This window comes from Actinomadura rugatobispora (assembly GCF_055379765.1).
This window is the reverse complement of sequence record NZ_AP029191.1, coordinates 11,124,330-11,139,625: the sequence shown is the minus strand read 5'-3', so window position 1 is coordinate 11,139,625 and position 15,296 is coordinate 11,124,330. Positions and strand designations below refer to the sequence as shown.

At 72.2% G+C, this 15,296-nt stretch carries 15 protein-coding genes; 12 read left to right on the top strand and 3 right to left on the bottom strand.

The genetic code is table 11. The features are described from left to right. Positions 1-1,026, top strand: coding sequence for a helix-turn-helix transcriptional regulator (locus ACZ466_RS49925; protein WP_378283756.1), 1,026 nt, complete (start codon positions 1-3; stop codon positions 1,024-1,026). 161 nt (positions 1,027-1,187) lie between these two features. Here the strand turns inward: ACZ466_RS49925 and ACZ466_RS49920 are convergent, their stop codons facing one another. Next, positions 1,188-2,000 carry a sigma-70 family RNA polymerase sigma factor gene (locus ACZ466_RS49920; protein ID WP_378283782.1) on the bottom strand — a complete coding sequence of 271 codons (813 nt, stop codon included), beginning with the start codon at positions 1,998-2,000 and terminating at the stop codon, positions 1,188-1,190. A gap of 198 nt (positions 2,001-2,198) precedes the next feature. Between ACZ466_RS49920 and ACZ466_RS49915 the strand changes: the two genes are divergently transcribed. Further along, positions 2,199-2,684, top strand: coding sequence for an EamA family transporter (locus ACZ466_RS49915; RefSeq protein WP_464042131.1), 486 nt, complete (start codon positions 2,199-2,201; stop codon positions 2,682-2,684). Then, complete coding sequence (locus tag ACZ466_RS49910; RefSeq protein WP_378283754.1) at positions 2,651-3,040, top strand: EamA family transporter; 390 nt, start codon at positions 2,651-2,653, stop codon at positions 3,038-3,040. The genes ACZ466_RS49915 and ACZ466_RS49910 overlap by 34 nt, the downstream gene beginning before the upstream one ends. 164 nt (positions 3,041-3,204) lie before the next feature. Here the strand turns inward: ACZ466_RS49910 and ACZ466_RS49905 are convergent, their stop codons facing one another. Next, positions 3,205-4,434 carry a TetR/AcrR family transcriptional regulator gene (locus tag ACZ466_RS49905; RefSeq protein WP_378283753.1) on the bottom strand — a complete coding sequence of 410 codons (1,230 nt, stop codon included), beginning with the start codon at positions 4,432-4,434 and terminating at the stop codon, positions 3,205-3,207. Between the two features lie 272 nt (positions 4,435-4,706). On the opposite strand from ACZ466_RS49905, the gene ACZ466_RS49900 reads away from it, so the two are divergent. From ACZ466_RS49900 to ACZ466_RS49860, 9 genes are all read left to right on the top strand, one after another. Beyond that, positions 4,707-5,819, top strand: coding sequence for an ABC transporter substrate-binding protein (locus tag ACZ466_RS49900; RefSeq protein ID WP_378283752.1), 1,113 nt, complete (start codon positions 4,707-4,709; stop codon positions 5,817-5,819). Between the two features lie 411 nt (positions 5,820-6,230). Continuing rightward, positions 6,231-7,439: a cytochrome P450 gene (locus ACZ466_RS49895; RefSeq protein ID WP_378283751.1), complete on the top strand. Its 1,209-nt coding sequence runs from the start codon at positions 6,231-6,233 to the stop codon at positions 7,437-7,439. Beyond that, positions 7,436-8,347 (top strand): SDR family NAD(P)-dependent oxidoreductase, encoded by a 912-nt coding sequence (locus tag ACZ466_RS49890; protein ID WP_378283750.1) that lies wholly within the window; start codon positions 7,436-7,438, stop codon positions 8,345-8,347. Before ACZ466_RS49895 ends, ACZ466_RS49890 begins: the two co-directional genes overlap by 4 nt. A gap of 196 nt (positions 8,348-8,543) precedes the next feature. Further along, entirely contained in the window at positions 8,544-9,446 is a 903-nt protein-coding gene (locus ACZ466_RS49885; protein ID WP_378283749.1) for an SDR family NAD(P)-dependent oxidoreductase, read from the top strand. A 5-nt stretch (positions 9,447-9,451) separates the two neighbouring features. After that, a complete protein-coding gene (locus tag ACZ466_RS49880; RefSeq protein ID WP_378283748.1) occupies positions 9,452-10,651 on the top strand; it encodes a cytochrome P450 in 1,200 nt (399 codons plus the stop codon). 27 nt (positions 10,652-10,678) lie between these two features. Continuing rightward, a complete protein-coding gene (locus ACZ466_RS49875) occupies positions 10,679-11,509 on the top strand; it encodes an SDR family oxidoreductase (RefSeq protein WP_378283747.1) in 831 nt (276 codons plus the stop codon). 65 nt (positions 11,510-11,574) lie between these two features. Then, the gene (locus ACZ466_RS49870) at positions 11,575-13,062 is read left to right on the top strand and encodes an aldehyde dehydrogenase family protein (RefSeq protein ID WP_378283746.1); all 1,488 of its coding nucleotides are present in this window, start codon (positions 11,575-11,577) and stop codon (positions 13,060-13,062) included. Between the two features lie 147 nt (positions 13,063-13,209). Next, entirely contained in the window at positions 13,210-13,440 is a 231-nt protein-coding gene (locus ACZ466_RS49865) for an LLM class flavin-dependent oxidoreductase (RefSeq protein ID WP_378283745.1), read from the top strand. Positions 13,441-13,591: 151 nt separating this feature from the next. Continuing rightward, positions 13,592-14,665 (top strand): NAD(P)H-dependent amine dehydrogenase family protein, encoded by a 1,074-nt coding sequence (locus tag ACZ466_RS49860; RefSeq protein ID WP_378283744.1) that lies wholly within the window; start codon positions 13,592-13,594, stop codon positions 14,663-14,665. Positions 14,666-14,708: 43 nt separating this feature from the next. On the opposite strand, the gene ACZ466_RS49855 is transcribed toward ACZ466_RS49860, so the two are convergent. Next, entirely contained in the window at positions 14,709-15,209 is a 501-nt protein-coding gene (locus ACZ466_RS49855) for a MarR family winged helix-turn-helix transcriptional regulator (RefSeq protein ID WP_378283743.1), read from the bottom strand. Between the last annotated feature and the right edge of the window lie 87 nt (positions 15,210-15,296).

Sequence of the window (15,296 nt, the reverse complement as noted above, 5' to 3'; positions counted from 1 at the left end):
ATGCCGAAGACATCAGCGCGACTGCTGGCACTGCTGTCCCTGCTCCAGGCGCGCCGGGACTGGCCGGGGGCGCTCCTGGCCGAACGGCTGGAGGTCAGCCCGCGCACCGTGCGCCGCGATGTCGACCGCCTGCGCGAGCTCGGCTACCCGATCGTGACCACCAAGGGTCCCGACGGCGGGTACCGGCTCGACGCCGGCGCGGACCTGCCCCCGCTGCTGTTCGACGACGAGCAGGCCGTCGCCCTCGCCGTCGCACTCCAGATGGCCACCACCACCGGCGCCGGCATCGAGGAAGCCGCGGCACGCGCGCTGACCACCGTCCGGCAGGTCATGCCCGCACGGCTCCGCCACCGGATCGACACCCTCCAGGTCACCGCCGTCGAGCGCCCCGCGACGCGGCCCGCCCCGCAGGTCGACAGCAGCGTGCTCACGGCCCTCAGCGCCGCCATCCACGCCCGCGGGGAACTGCGGTTCGACTACGCTCCCGCATCCCCGCCAGGGGCGGACGGCGACGCCGCGCAGCCCCCGCCGCGCCGGGTGCAGCCCCATCACCTCGTCACCTGGGGCGGGCGCTGGTACCTCGTCGCCTGGGACCTCGACCGCGAGGACTGGCGCACCTTCCGCGCCGACCGGATCAGCCCGCGCATCCCCACAGGACCCCGCTTCACCCCGCGCGAACTGCCCGGAGGCGAGGTGGCCGCCTTCGTCGCCGACAAATTCCGCGGCTCCAGCGGCTCCGGCGGCTGGCCCTGCCGCGGCGAGGTCATCCTCGACCTTCCCGCCGCCGAGGTGTCCCGCTACATCCGCGACGGGGTCGTCGAGGGACTCGGCCCGAACCGCTGCCGGCTCGTCCTGGGGTCGTGGTCATGGCCCAGCCTCGCCGCCGGCATCGGCAGGTTCGACGCCGACATCGAGGTAGTAGGCCCGTCCGAGCTGAAGGACGCCTTCGCGCTCCTGGCCCGCCGCTACGCCAACGCCGCGACCGGCCCACCCGGGCAAGATCACGCCCCCGATCGTCGAACCTAGGCCCCGCAAGGGCTGAACCCCCAGGCGGGGGAGCGGGGGGCCGTCCAGAGCGGATCGGGCAGATGCCTCCGCAGGTGTCCCACGAGGAGAACCTTCAGGGACCGCCCGGTACGGCGGCCGCTGTTCGACGCTCGACTCGGCGAGCCACCGACCACGCACGGTCACGCGACCCACGACGGGACGACCTGGCCCAGCCGGGCCGGGTCGGTCAGCCCGCGGATCACGGTGACGGCACCGTCGGTGACCGTGAAGGCCATGACCGTGACCGACCGTCCGCCGACGGTGATGAGAACGCTCGGGACGCCGTCGACGAGCGCCGGATGCGCGTGGGCGTCCGGGCGCGCGAACCTTGTCGCCTGGGCCACGACCTCGTGCGCGCCGTGGACGACGGCGGTGCCCTCGGGCCCCCGTGCCCGCAGTTCGACCTCGGGGGCGAGCACGGTCAGCAGTCCGGCGACGTCGCCCCTGCCGGCCGCCGCGAGGAACGCCTCGACGACCTCCCTGGCCGCGGCATGGGCCCCCTCCGTGGACGCGCCCAGCCGCAGCCGCTCCCGGGCCCGGCTGGCGAGCATCTTGGTGGCCGCGGTACTCCGGCCGAGGATGGCCGCGATCGCGTCGAACGGGACCTCGAAGACGTCATGGAGTACGAACGACACACGTTCGGCCGGGGTGAGGGCGTCCATGACGACGTACAGCGCCAAGCCGACGGAGTCGGCGAGCACGGCCTCCTCCTCGGGATCGATCCGGGAGTCCCCGACCGCCTCCCGCGGAAGGGCGCCGACGACGAGTTCGAGCGGCTGCTCGCTCCGCACCTCGCGCCTGCGAAGCGCGTCCAGGCAGATCCGGCCGGTCACCGTGGTGAGCCAGCCGCGCAGATCCTCGATGCCGCTCCGGCCCGTCCGCGCGAGCCGCAGCCATGCCTCCTGGACGGCGTCGTCCGCGTCGGCGTGCGAGCCGAGCATGCGGAACGCGATCGAGTGAAGGTAGGAGCGCTGGATCTCCGGGAGCGGCCGGCCGCTCCCGCCGTCACAGCGACGACCACCCCATGTACAAAAGGAGTACGTTCGGGACGTAAAGGAGAACCAGGTGCCCTCCTACCTCCCAGCCGAGGCATCCAACTGAGCGCCTCGCAGGCCGCGGACGGTGCGCGCACCGCCGCCGCACTGGGGGCGGTGGCGTTGTGGGCGACCAACGCCTACGCGGCGGACCAGGCCCTCGAGCACCTCAGCGTCTACCAGTTGCTGACGCTGCAGTTCGCGGTGGCGGCCGCCGTCCTGTTCGCGGGAAACGCCATCACGAGGAGACGGACAGGGGACGCGGCCGCCGTCGCGGCCATGGGGGCTCAGCCGTTGCTGGTCGGGGTGATCGGCCTCACCGGGACGATCTTCCTCCAGTACCTGGCTTTCGCGACCGCACCGATCGTGGCGGCCAACGTCATCGCCTACGGGTGGCCGCTCATGGCGGCCTTGCTGCTGGCGCTGACACACCCCTCGGCCCAGGCGCGCCGAGGCGTACCACTGGCGCTCCTGGGCTTCTGCGGCGTCGTGCTGATCTTCGCCTCGGACGGCGTGCGGCTGGACGGAGCGGGCCTGGGTACCTGGCCGCGCTCGGCTCGGCAGGGTGCATGGCCTTCTACACCGTCGCGAGCGGGCGGCTGAAGGTCTCGTCGGTCCAACTGCTGGTACCGGCAACCGTGACCGGGGCCCTGCTGGCCGCAGGCATCACACTTCTGCAGGACGCGCCCTGGCCGCCGCCCGACGCCTGGCCGGCGGCGCTCTATGCCGGGGTCGGACCCATGGCCGCCGGGTACTCGTTGTGGACCTACGCGATGTCGCGGGGCGGCGCCGAGCGGCTCAGCCCGATCGGCTACGCCACCCCCTTGCTGTCCACCGCGCTCCTGGTCCTGATGGGACGACCATTCGGCGCCCTCACCGCCGCCGGCGCCGCGCTGATCCTGGTGAGCAGCACCGGCGTGCTCGTCAATGACCGCCTGTCCCATCGTCGCGGCCAGTGAGGTCACCCGCGTACAGAAAGAAGCCCCATCACCGCCTCGGCCAAAGGCGTCCTTGAGGTCCTGGGGCGCGGCGGGTGTCCTGGCAGGACGGCTCCAGCCGGCACATCATGGTGGGCTCGTCGACCGCGTGGATCTGGACATCGTTTCCGCTTTGCGCGGCCGGGTCAGGTGCGGCCGATGCCGCGGAGGACGGTGTCGCGCGCCAGTTCGTGCGCGCCTTCCGGGCCGAGGCGGCGCACGAGGTTCTCCGGGGTCCACACGAGCGAGAAGGCGCTGCGCGCCCGTGTGTCCGCGGGCATGTCGGTGAAGCGGAAGACGCCCGCCCGGTCGCCCGCGGCCAGGATCTCCCCGAGCTGGCGCAGTTGCGTGCCGAACGTCAGTGGAAGGTTCTCGCTCGTGGGCGGGATCTGTTTCAGCGACAGCGTCTGGATCCGGTGCTCCTCGTGGAAGCGGTCGAGCACGTTGACGTTCAGCCAGAGCAGCGCGTCGAGCTTCTCCATGGGGGACGCCGTCGCCTCGACCACCTGGGTCCATCCGTCGCTGACCGCGGTCGCGTAGTCGCCCAGGACCGAGATGAGGAGCTCCTCCTTCGAGGAGACCACTCGATAGACGGCGCGGAGGTCGACCCCGGCCGCGGCCGCCACGTCCCGGATCGTGGTGAGCTCGACGCCGCGCTTGGCGAGCTCCGTCCGCGCCGCGGCCCGGATCAGGGCGGCCCGGTCGCCACTCGCCGGCTCCGTGTGCTTCCACCCCTCGATGACCTGGTCCGCGACCCGGTGGGCGTCGCTGCCGTCGAGGGGCTCCCCGTCCTCGCGGGCCGCGAGGCCGTCCAGGATGATCCTGCACTTCAGCTCGGGAACGAGTCGTCCGCCGCGGCTGCGGTGGTAGACGCCTATGCCGACGTGGAACATGCTCTGGCAGACGCGGTCGGCGACCGCGTCCAGGTTGAGGCCGCCGCGTAGCTCGCCCTGCTCCTCCGCCACGCGGAGAAGGCCGTGCATCGCCTCGTGGACCATCGGCAGCGTCCGGCCGGCCACGTCGCGCGACTCCGGCACCGCCACCGCCGGCGCGTCGAAAAGGCTCAGGAGCAGCGCGGCGCGATGCCGCACCGCGCAGTCGGCGATCTCCTGCCCGAAGGCGACCACCGCGTCGCTCGGCGCGCTCTCGCTCCAACGTCCGGCCGAGGCGGAGGTGGCGAGCTGTTCGAGCGCCGTGTGGAACCGCTCGACGAGCTCGGCGATCAGCGCTTCCTTGGACTCGAAGTGGTAGTACAGGCTTCCGGGGCGGATGCCGCACGCGTCGGCGATGTCGTTGAGCGAGGTCCGCAGGCCCGTGCTCGCGAAAAGGGACGCCGCGACGTCGAGGATCTCGGAACGGCGAGTTGCGTTCCCCAACGAGTTTCCTCCGTAACCCGCTCCGCCGGCCGCCAGGCCGCACCCACGCGAACACGGTATCGGGTCGCTCCCCGAATCCCCCTGCTCCGGCCCCGGTGATGAGCCTCGAACCGGCTGACCTCAAAGATTTGATGACACTCCCGGGCGCGTCACGCTACCCGACGGGACGTGGCGCTGTCGAGCGACCGGCCAGGCCCGAAAGAGGACCCTTGCGGCCTCACCCAAGCGCACCTAATGTTTGTTGACATCCGACTCCGCGAGAGGGGCGTCCGGTGTCCTACGAGAGCGATGCGCAGCCCATCAAGCTCGGGGTGCTGTTCGACTTCCTGCTGCCGGGCGGCTTCTCGGACGAGATGTGGGCCGACTTCCGCGTCCCGTTCGACATGGTCTTCGAGGAGGGGCGGGAGCAGGGCCTGGTCGACCGCCCCGTCGAGCTGGTCTTCAAGCATGTCGAGGGCCTGCCCAAGGGCACCGTGAAGGCGGTGGTCGACGGCTACGGCGAGCTGGTCGACCAGGGGTGCCTGGCGGTGTTCGGGCCGAACATCGGGGACAACGCCGTCGCCGCCAAGGAGGTCATCGAGCGGCGGTTCCACGTTCCGTCGATCAGCGTGACCGGGTCGGACGACTGGCTCGGCGAGTGGACCTTCGCCATGCCCCAGGGCTCCCACACCGACGAACCGATCTTCTGGGCCGAGCTCGCGGCCAAGGGCGGCCACACCGAGGTCGCGGCACTGGTCGAGGAGTCGCTCGTCGGGGACGCCTACGTCCGCAACCTCCGCAAGGCGTGCGCGGCGCTGGGCATCCGCGTCGTCGCCGAGGAGTGGATCCCGCAGACCGCCCGCGACGTCACCGCCCAGGTCCGGCGGGTCCACGAGTCGGGGGCGACCGCGCTGATGCACTGCGGGTTCGGGTTCGGCCTGGTCTTCGTCAACCCGGCGCTCGAGGCGCTCGGCTGGGATCCGCCCCGCTACATGGGCACGGCCTGGCAGAACGGCGTGCTCACCGACGTGATGTGGAAGGCCTGCCTGGGGTGGGTCGGCCTCGACCAGTTCGACGAGGGCAACCAGGTCGGCCGGCGCTTCCTCGACCGTTTCGAGAAGCGTACGGGACGGCGGCCCGAGTACTTCCTTCCGCTGGTCAACCACGACATCGCCACCCTGTTCCTGCGCGCGTTCGCCGACGCCCACCCGCTGAGCCCGCAGGGGGTCAAGGAGGCGCTGGAGCGCGTGAAGATGCTCCCGGCCGCCAGCGGCTCTCCGGGCACCCGGCTCTCGTTCGGGAAGTGGACCCGCCGGGGCTGGATGGGGGCGGGCTACCTGGTGGCGAGGGCGGCCGAGGAGGAGTTCGGCCGCTCCCACCGCGTCGCACGGTTCGGCGAGGACTAGAGCCGGCCAGGACCGTGCCGGCAGGACGCAGGCACGCCCGCGCACAAGGAGGCACCGCCTTGCAGATGGACGACATGATCCTGGTCAGCACCGACGACCACTTCATCGAAACGAGGACGGCTTCGGCGGCAGAACGCCGTCGGAGGTCTTCAAGGAGCACATCCTCGCCTGTTACGTCACCGATCCGTCGGGCCTGGAGCTGCGGCACCGGATCGGCGTCGACAACATCGCCTGGGAGAACGCCTGCCGCTTCTTCGGCTGGGACCCCTTCGAGCACACCCCCAGGGAGCGGGCGACCGTCGGGGCGCTGCGGGCACTGGCCACCGACGTGGACACCACCCGCATGCCCAAGGAGGAATGGAAGCAGCGCAACGAGGCCGCCGGCATCGGCCTCTTCGAGGGGATGATGCTATGACCGTCGACAGCGCCACCGAGCTCTACTACGACCCGTACCGGCCGGACATCAACGCCGATCCCTACCCGGTCTTCCGCCGGCTCCGGGACGAGGCGCCGCTCTACTACAACGCACCGCACGACTTCTACGCCGTGAGCCGCTTCGAGGACGTGGAGCGCTGCTTCAAGGACCGGGAAACGTTCAGCTCTGCCAAGGGCGCGGTGCTCGAGATCATCCGCTCGGGCCTCGCGATGCCGCCGGGCGTCTTCATCTTCGAGGACCCGCCGCTGCACACCGTCCACCGCGGCCTGGTCTCGCGGGTCTTCACGCGCCGGAGGATCGCCGGGATCGAGCGCCAGGTGCGCGCCTACACCGAGCGGACGCTCGACCCGCTCGTGGGCCGGGGACGCTTCGACTTCGTCCGCGACCTGGGCGCCGAAATGCCGATGCGCGTGATCGGCATGCTCCTCGGCATCCCGGAGGAGGCCCAGGAGAGGGTCCGCGACTTCGTCGACGCTGGGCTCCAGACCGAGGAGGGCCGGCCGATGGAGACCGGTGACGGGTTCCTCAGCGGCGACTTCTTCGCCGAGTACGTCGACTGGCGCGCCGCGCACCCCTCCGACGACCTCATGACCGAGCTGCTCACCCTCGAGTTCGAGGACGAGACCGGGACGATCCGCAGGCTGGCCCGGGAGGAGATCCTCACCTTCGTCAACATCATCGCCGGGGCCGGGAACGAGACGACCACGCGGTTGATCGGGTGGGCCGGCAAGGTGCTGGCCGACCACCCCGAGCAGCGGCGCCGGCTTGCCGAGGACCCCGCCCTCATCCCCGGCGCCGTCGAGGAGCTCCTCCGGTTCGAGCCGCCCGCGCCGCACGGAGCCCGCCACGTGACCCGCGACGTGGAGATCCACGGCCGGGTCGTCCCGGCCGGGAGCGCGATGCTGCTGCTGATGGGGGCCGCCAACCGGGACGAGCGCCGCTACCCCGACCCTGACACCTTCGACGTCCACCGCCCCCCTGGCCCGCACCTCACCTTCGGGGTCGGCGCCCACTTCTGCCTGGGCGCGGCCCTGGCCCGCCTCGAAGGCCGGGTCGCGCTCGAGGAGGTGCTGAAGCGGTTCCCCGAGTGGGAGGTCGACTGGAGCGGCGCCCGCCTCGCAAGCACGTCGACGGTGCGCGGCTGGGACTCGCTGCCCGTCGTCGTCGGGGGTGCGGCCGCGTGAACGGGCTCCGTTTCGACGGCCGGGCGGTCGTCGTCACCGGCGCCGGCCGGGGCATCGGCCGTAGCCACGCACTCCTGCTGGCGGCGCGGGGAGCGGGCGTCGTCGTCGCCGATCTCGGCGGCGATCTGGCCGGCGGCGGCGCCTCGCCCGAGCCCGCCGACGAGGTCGTGGCCGAGATCCGCGCGGCCGGCGGCACCGCGGTCGCCTGCCACGCCTCGGTGGCCGACGAGGCCGGCGCGGCGTCGATCGTCGGCGCGGCGGTGGAGGAGTTCGGCCGCGTCGACGCCGTCGTCAACAACGCCGGGATCCACGATCCGGCGCCGTTCGAGCGGGTCTCCACCCGGCGGTTCCAGACGATGCTGGACGTTCACCTGTTCGGGACCGTCCTCGTCACCCGGGCCGCGTGGCCGCACTTCGTCGCCGCCGGGTACGGGCGGGTGGTCAACACCGTGAGCGAGGCGATGCTCGGCGGCATCCCCGAGCTCACGAGCTACGCCGCCGCCAAGGGCGCCGTCTTCGGTCTCACCCGGGCCCTCGCCACCGAAGGCGCCGCCCACGGGATCCGCGTGAACGCCATCGCGCCGAGGGCCGCCACCCGGATGGCGGCCTCGCACGCCGAGGAGCTGTCGTCGCTGCTGTCGATCTCCGCCGCGGAGATGGCGGCGATCAACGCGAGCATGCCGCCGGAGCTGTGCGCGCCGGCCGCCGCGTTCCTGGCCCACGAGTCGTGCCCGCTCAGCGGCGAGGTCCTCCAGGCCGGCATGGGCGGCCTGGCCAGGCTCGCCGTAGTCCACACCCCGGGCCTGGTCAAGGCCGCGCCGTCGGTCGAGGACATCGCCGCGAACCTCGACACCGTCATGGACGTCACCGGCGCCCAGGTCACCGAGAGCACCCCCATCACGCAGTAGGCCGAACCGAGCGAGGAGGTCGGTGGTCGATGTCCGGATGGAACGACGAACAAGGCGGGAACCGCGGCGCGCGGCGCCCGTGCACAGCGGTGGCTGCGCGACCGGACGAGGCCGCCGTGCGGGAGGCGCGCTTCGCAGGGCCGTGCGCGGAAGACGCTACCCGGCGGCGGGCGGCCTCTGAGCGGGGGTTCCTCCGTTGAGCGGATCCGCGAGCGTTGTCGTCACCGGTGCGTCGCGGGGCCTGGGCCTGGTCACGGCCGCGCACCTGTACCGCCGGGGCTGGCGGGTCGTCGCGGCGGTGCGCTCGCCCGACGCGGGCCTCAAGCGCCTCCGGGACCTGACGGGCGCGGTCTCGGACGATCCCCGGCTCACGGCCGTCCGGCTCGACCTCGACGAGCCCGCGCTGGTCGTCGAGGCGGCCGCGGAGATCGTCGCGGCGGTCGGGGCGCCCGACGCGATCGTCCACAACGCCGGCGTCGCCGCCGCCGGGACCGTGGAGGAACTGCCCGCCGAGGCGTGGGAGCGGCTTTTCCGGACCAACCTCTTCGGGCCGGTCCTCCTGACCAAGGAGCTGCTGCCCCCGATGCGCGCCGCCGGCCGCGGCCGCATCGTGATCCTCTCCAGCCAGGGCGGCATCCGGGGCATGGCGACGGTCAGCGCCTACGCCGGGGCCAAGGCCGCGGTGGAGCGCTGGGCCGAGGCCCTCGCCGCGGAGATCGCCCCCTTCGGACTGGGCGTCACACTGCTGGTGCCCGGTGCGTTCACGACCGAGATCCTCGAGCAGACCGTGTCCTACGCCGATCCCGAAGGCCCGTACGGTGCGCTCACCACACCGCTCGAGAAGCGCGGCCGGAGGGCGATACGGCTCGCGGCGCCGCCCGAACGGTTCGCGCCCGCCGTCGAGCGGGCGCTGCGCGAGCGTGCCCCGTTCGCGCGGCGCGCCGTCGGGCTCGACGCCCGCGTGCTCCTGCACGCCAACCGGTTGCTGCCCGCTCGGGTGATGCACCGGTTGATGGCGACGGCCATGGGCCTGCCGAGGCCGGGGTCGCTCCGCGGCACCGTCCACCCCCCGTCCGGCCGACCGAGCATCAGCGGGTGATGAGCGTGTCCGACACGACCGGCGCCGCGGTCTACTACGACCCCTGCGACGTCGAGATCGACGACGACCCCTACCCGGTGTGGAAGCGCCTGCGGGACGAGGCGCCGCTGTACCGCAACGACGAGCACGGCTTCTACGCGCTCAGCCGCTGGGACGACGTCGAACCCGCGCTCCTCGACTGGCGGACCTACCGGTCCGGGCGCGGCACGATCTTCGAGATCATCAAGGCGGACGTCGAGATCCCGCCCGGCATCATCCTCTTCGAGGATCCGCCGATCCACGACCTGCACCGTGGCGTCCTGTCCCGGGTCTTCACGCCCAGGCGCATGGCGGCCGTCGAACCGCTGGTCCGCGACTTCTGCGCGAAGGCGCTGGACCCGCTGGCGGGCGCGGGCGAACTCGACGTCATCGCCGACCTGGGCGTGCTCGTGCCGATGCGGACCATCGGCTACCTGCTCGGCATCCCCGAGGAGGCGCAGCGGACCATCCGCGACTTCTCCGACGACAACCTGGAGCTGCGGGACGGGGCGCCCGCCGAGTTCGACGCCCGCTCCTTCGACGACGCCAACGCCCTGGTGGCCGAGTACATCGACTGGCGGGCCGCACACCCCTCCGACGACCTGATGACCGAGCTGCTCAACGCCGAGGTCGAGGAGGACGGCGTGCGGCGCCGGCTCACCCGCACCGAGGTGCTCACGTACACGAACATGGTGGCCGGGGCGGGGAACGAGACCGGCACCCGCCTGATCGGCTTCGCGATGCAGTTGCTGGCCGACCATCCCGCCCAGCGCGAGGCGATCGTCGGCGACCCCGGGCTGATCCCCGCGGCGATCGAGGAGGTGCTGCGGTTCGAGGCGCCCTCCCCGGTCCAGGCGCGGCACGTGGCCCGCGACGTCGAGGTCCACGGCCGGACGGTGCCGGAGGGTTCGATCATGCTCCTGCTGAACGGGGCGGCCAACCGCGACGAGCGGCGCTTCGAGGACGCCGGCCGGTTCGACGTCCACCGGACCGCCCGCTCCCACCTCGCCTTCGGCTACGGCCCGCACTTCTGCCTCGGCGCCTCGCTCGCCCGGCTGGAGGGCCGCGTGGCGCTGGAGGAGTTCCTGAAGCGCTGGCCCGCGTGGGAGGTCGACCACGACCGCGCCGCCAAGGCGCACACCGCCAGCGTGCGCGGCTGGGAACGCCTGCCCGTGCGTGTCCGATGACCGACACATCGCCCAGGAGGCGTGTCCATGACTGATCCGTACCGCTACGACGGCAAGCGCGCCCTCGTCGTCGGAGGCGCCACCGGCATGGGCGCGGCCGCCGCGCGCCGGGTCGCCGACCTCGGCGGCGAGGTGATCGTGATGGACCTGGCACCGGTCGACCACCCGGTGGCCAGAGCCGTCAAGGTCGACCTGAGGGACCCGGCGGCGATCGACGGCGCCCTGGGGGAGCTCGACGGGCCGATCGACGCGCTGTTCGCCGCCGCGGGCGTCGCCGACGGACCCGAGCTCATGCGGGTCAACTTCATCGGCCACCGGCACATCATCGACGCGCTGCTGCGTGACGGCCTCCTCACCCGAGGCTCGGCGGTCTGCCTCATCTCCTCGGTGGCCGGCATCGGCTGGGAGTCGAACCTGCCGGCCATCCTGGACCTCCTCGCCACCGAGGACTCCGGCTCGGCCGCCGACTGGGTCGACGCGCACGAGGGGACCGACAACTACGGCTTCAGCAAGCAGGTCATCAACACCTACGTGGCCCGCCAGTCCTATCCCCTCATGGCCAAGGGAATCCGCATCAACGCCATCTGCCCGGGGCCGACCGACACCCCGCTCGCGCGGGCGAACGCCGACCTCTGGCTCGCCTTCGCGCAGGACTACCGGGACGCCGCCGGGCTCGAAGTCCACGCCCCCGAGCAGATGGGCAACGCCATGGCGTTCCTCAACAGCGGCGCCGCCGACGGGATCAGCGGAGTGACCCTGCTCGTCGACTCGGGCCACATGATGTCCTCGGCGTCCGGCTCGTGGGAGGCCGGCAAGGGACTGTACGACCTGTTCATGGGCCGCCTGTCGACGGGCTGACCCGCCGGCCCGGCACCGCCGCGTCACCTGACCACCTGTTCACCACCACGGCCCGGGAGGAGCGCGTGTTCGAGACGAGGATGCTGGTCGACGGCAAGCTGGTCGAGGGGGAGGCGGGGACCTTCGACAACATCGACCCGGCGACGGAGGAGGTGCTCGGACAGGTCGCCGACGCGTCGAAGGCCGACATGCACCGTGCGATCGACGCGGCACGGCGGGCCTTCGACGAGACGGACTGGCCGACCGACCGGGCACTGCGCAGGCGATGCCTGGAGCAGCTCCAGGCGGCACTGGAGGAGGAGCGCGAGGAACTCCGCGAGGAACTGATCCTCGAAGCCGGCTGCCCGCGGATGACCACCCACGGCCCGCAGCTCGACGTCCCGCTGGCGAGCGCCCTGACCCACCCGGCGCGGCTCATCGACGAGTACCCCTGGGAGACCGACCTCGGCGACACCGTGGTCGAGGTGACCAGAACCCTGACGTCCCGGCGGGTCTGGAAGGAGCCGGTCGGCGTCGTCGGCGCCATCGTGCCGTGGAACTACCCGGTCGACGTGACGCTCAACAAACTGGGGCAGGCGCTCGCCACCGGGAACACCGTGGTCCTCAAACCGGCTCCGAACACGCCCTGCAACGCCACCCGTCTCGCCCGGCTCATCGTCGAGCGGACCGATTTCCCGCCTGGCGTGGTGAACATCGTGACGTCCTCGGACCACTTCGTCGGGGAGGAGCTGACGCTCTCCCCGAAGGTCGACCTCATCTCGTTCACCGGCTCGACCGCCGTCGGTAAGCGGATCATGGAGAAGGGCGCGGCCACGGTGAAGCGACTCTTCCTGGAGCTGGGCGGGAAGTCGGCCACGATCGTCCTGGAGGACGCCGATCTGGAGGTGGCCACCCTGCTGGGGATGGCGGCGTGCATGCACGCCGGCCAGGGGTGCGCGGTACCGACCCGCATGCTGCTGCCGCGGTCGCGCTATGAGGAGGGCGTCGCACTCCTGGAGGCCCTGTACCGCGGGGCTCCCGTCGGCGACCCGCAGGACCCCGGCACGCTCACCGGCCCCGTGATCTCCGCCAGACAGCGCGAGCGGATCCTCGGCTACATTCGCACCGGCGTCAACGAGGGCGCCCGGCTCCTCGTCGGAGGGCTCGAGCCGCCCGCCGGGCTCGATCGGGGCTTCTTCGTCGCGCCGACGCTGTTCGCCGACGTCGACAACCGGATGACCATCGCCCAAGAGGAGATCTTCGGGCCGGTGCTGTCGGTGATCCCGTTCGAGGACGAGGACGACGCCGTCCGCATCGCCAACGAGAGCGCCTACGGCCTCGCCGGCAATGTGATGTCGGGCTCGCTCGAACGGGGCCTCGCGGTCGCCCGGCGGATCCGGGCCGGCGTGATCGGCGTCAACGGCGGCGCCGCCGTCGGCGGCGACGTTCCCTTCGGCGGCTACAAGGAGAGCGGGGTGGGCCGCCAGAACGGCCACGCCGGCTTCGACCAGTACCTCGAGACCAAGTCGGTCGCCTGGCCCGTGAGCCCGGAACCCCCGTCCCGGCGGCCATGAGGTGCCACGTGTTCACCCTCCGGTTCGGCATGCGGGCGCCGTCCTTCGGCGCACCCACCACCGACCTCTACGCCGCCGCGCTCGAGATGTGCGCGTGGGGCGAGGACCGGGGCACGGCCATGGCCGTGCTCTCCGCCGGCGGCCGTCGTGCTGCCCTTCCACGACCCGGTGCGCCTCGCGGAGGAGATGGCCGTCCTCGACAGCATCAGCGCAGGCCGCGTCGGCTACGTCTTCGGCATCGGGCACCGCCGCGAGGAGAACGAGCACTTCGGCCTCGACACCGCGGGCCGGGGCCGGCTCGCCGACGAGAAGCTGACCCTCCTGCTGGAACTCCTCCGGGGCGGCCGGTCGTCGCAGACGGTCGCCGCATCCATGTGACGCCCCCGCCGGTCAGCCCCGGCGGTCCGAGAATCATGATCGCAGGAGGCGGCGTGCCGGCGTGCGGGCTCCGCCCGAGCCGCCCGGCCCTACCTCGAAGGCACGGCGGACGCCGTCCGCCGCGCACGAACCTGACCCCCAGGAGCCCCAGATGAACGAAGCACCGATCCGCGTCGGCGTCTGGTCCACCGGCGGTATCGGCTCCCATGCCATCCGGGCGATCTCCCGCCGCCCGGACCTGGAACTGGTGGGAGTGTGGGTGCACTCTCCGGACAAGGTCGGGCGGGACGCCGGTGAGCTCAGCGGCGGCGACCCGATCGGCCTCCCGGCGACCGGCGACGCCGGCGCGCTGATCGCCCTGCGACCCGACTGCGTCGTGTACGCCGCCAGCGGCCCCGAACGCGACGCCGCCGCCGTCCCGGACTACGAACGGCTCCTGGCCGCCGGGATCGACGTCGTCTCGACCACGTCCACCCGCCTGGTCTTCCCGCCGGTCTACGACCCTGAGGCCCGCGACCGCCTCGCCGAGGCCGCCGCCAAGGGCCGTGCGTCCCTGTACGCATCCGGGATCTTCCCCGGATTCGCCTCCGACCAGCTCGCGCTCGTCGCGGCGACGCAGTCCGGCACCGTCCACACGATCCGGGCGACGGAGGTGTCGCTCAACGACCACTACCCGGTGGCCTCGGCGATGGTCGACGGGCTCGGGTTCGGACGGCCCCTCGAGTTCGAACCCGGGATCACCCGCCCGGGCTTCATCCCGGCGGCGTGGCGGGCGCCGATCGCGCTGATCGCCGCGGGCATGGGCGTCGAGCTCGACGAGGTACGGGGACGCCTCGACCGCGCCCTCACCGACCGCGAGATCGAGGTCGCGTTCGGCACGATCGCGGCGGGCACGGTGGGCGCGGTCCGCACGGTCGCCGGCGGGATCGTCGGCGGCCGCGAGGCGATCGTGATCGAGCACGTGATCCGCATGGCGCGCCATGTCGCCCCCGACTGGCCCACCTCGGACCATGACGCCACCTACCTCGTCAGCATCGAAGGAGAGCCGAACATCGACGTGCGGCTCTCGCTCGGGGAGGCCGAAGGCCACGACGCGGGCAACAGCGCCATGAAGGCGACGGCCATGCGGGTCGTCAACGCCGTGCCCTACGTCGTCGAGGCGCCGCCAGGGCTCCTCAGCTCACTCGACCTGCCGATCACACTTCCCCGCCACGCCTTCGCCTGAAAGCGCCGGGACCAGCGACTGACCCCGAAATGGAGCAACCGGCTCATGTCCGTGGGCGGGGGGCGTCGGGCCGGGGCGGGGCGGCCTGTTCGGCCAGGCGGCGCAGCAGGTCGACGAGGTGCTCGCGGTCGGGCTCGGTGAGCCCGCCGAAGATGTTCCCGCCGACCTGTTCGGCGGTCTGCCGCGCCTTCGCCAGGGTCTGCTCGCCGCGGCGTGTCAGCACGATCGAGTAGGCGCGCCGGTCCTGCGGCACCCGCTCGCGGGAGACCAGCCCCCCGTCCTCGAGTTCGTCGATGAGCCGGACCATGGTGGACTTGTCGATGCCGATGTGGCCGATGAGGTCCCGCTGGCTGACCGGGCCGTACATCGGCAGTGCGAGGAGCACGGCGAATCCGCGGACGTTGATGCCCAGCGGCCGCAACGCCTGGTTCAGCCGCTCCCGGCTCCGGTTGTGGGCCTCCGCGAGGAGCATGCCGAGCCCCACGTGATCGGCGGCCGGGCCGCCCTCCCCGGACAGGAGGCGTTCGAGCAGGTCGTCGAGCATCCGCTCATTGTAGTACTGGCTGATATAGTCTCAGATGAGATTATCTCAGTCAGTCTTGCCGTCGATCAGGAGACGTTCATGTCCGCC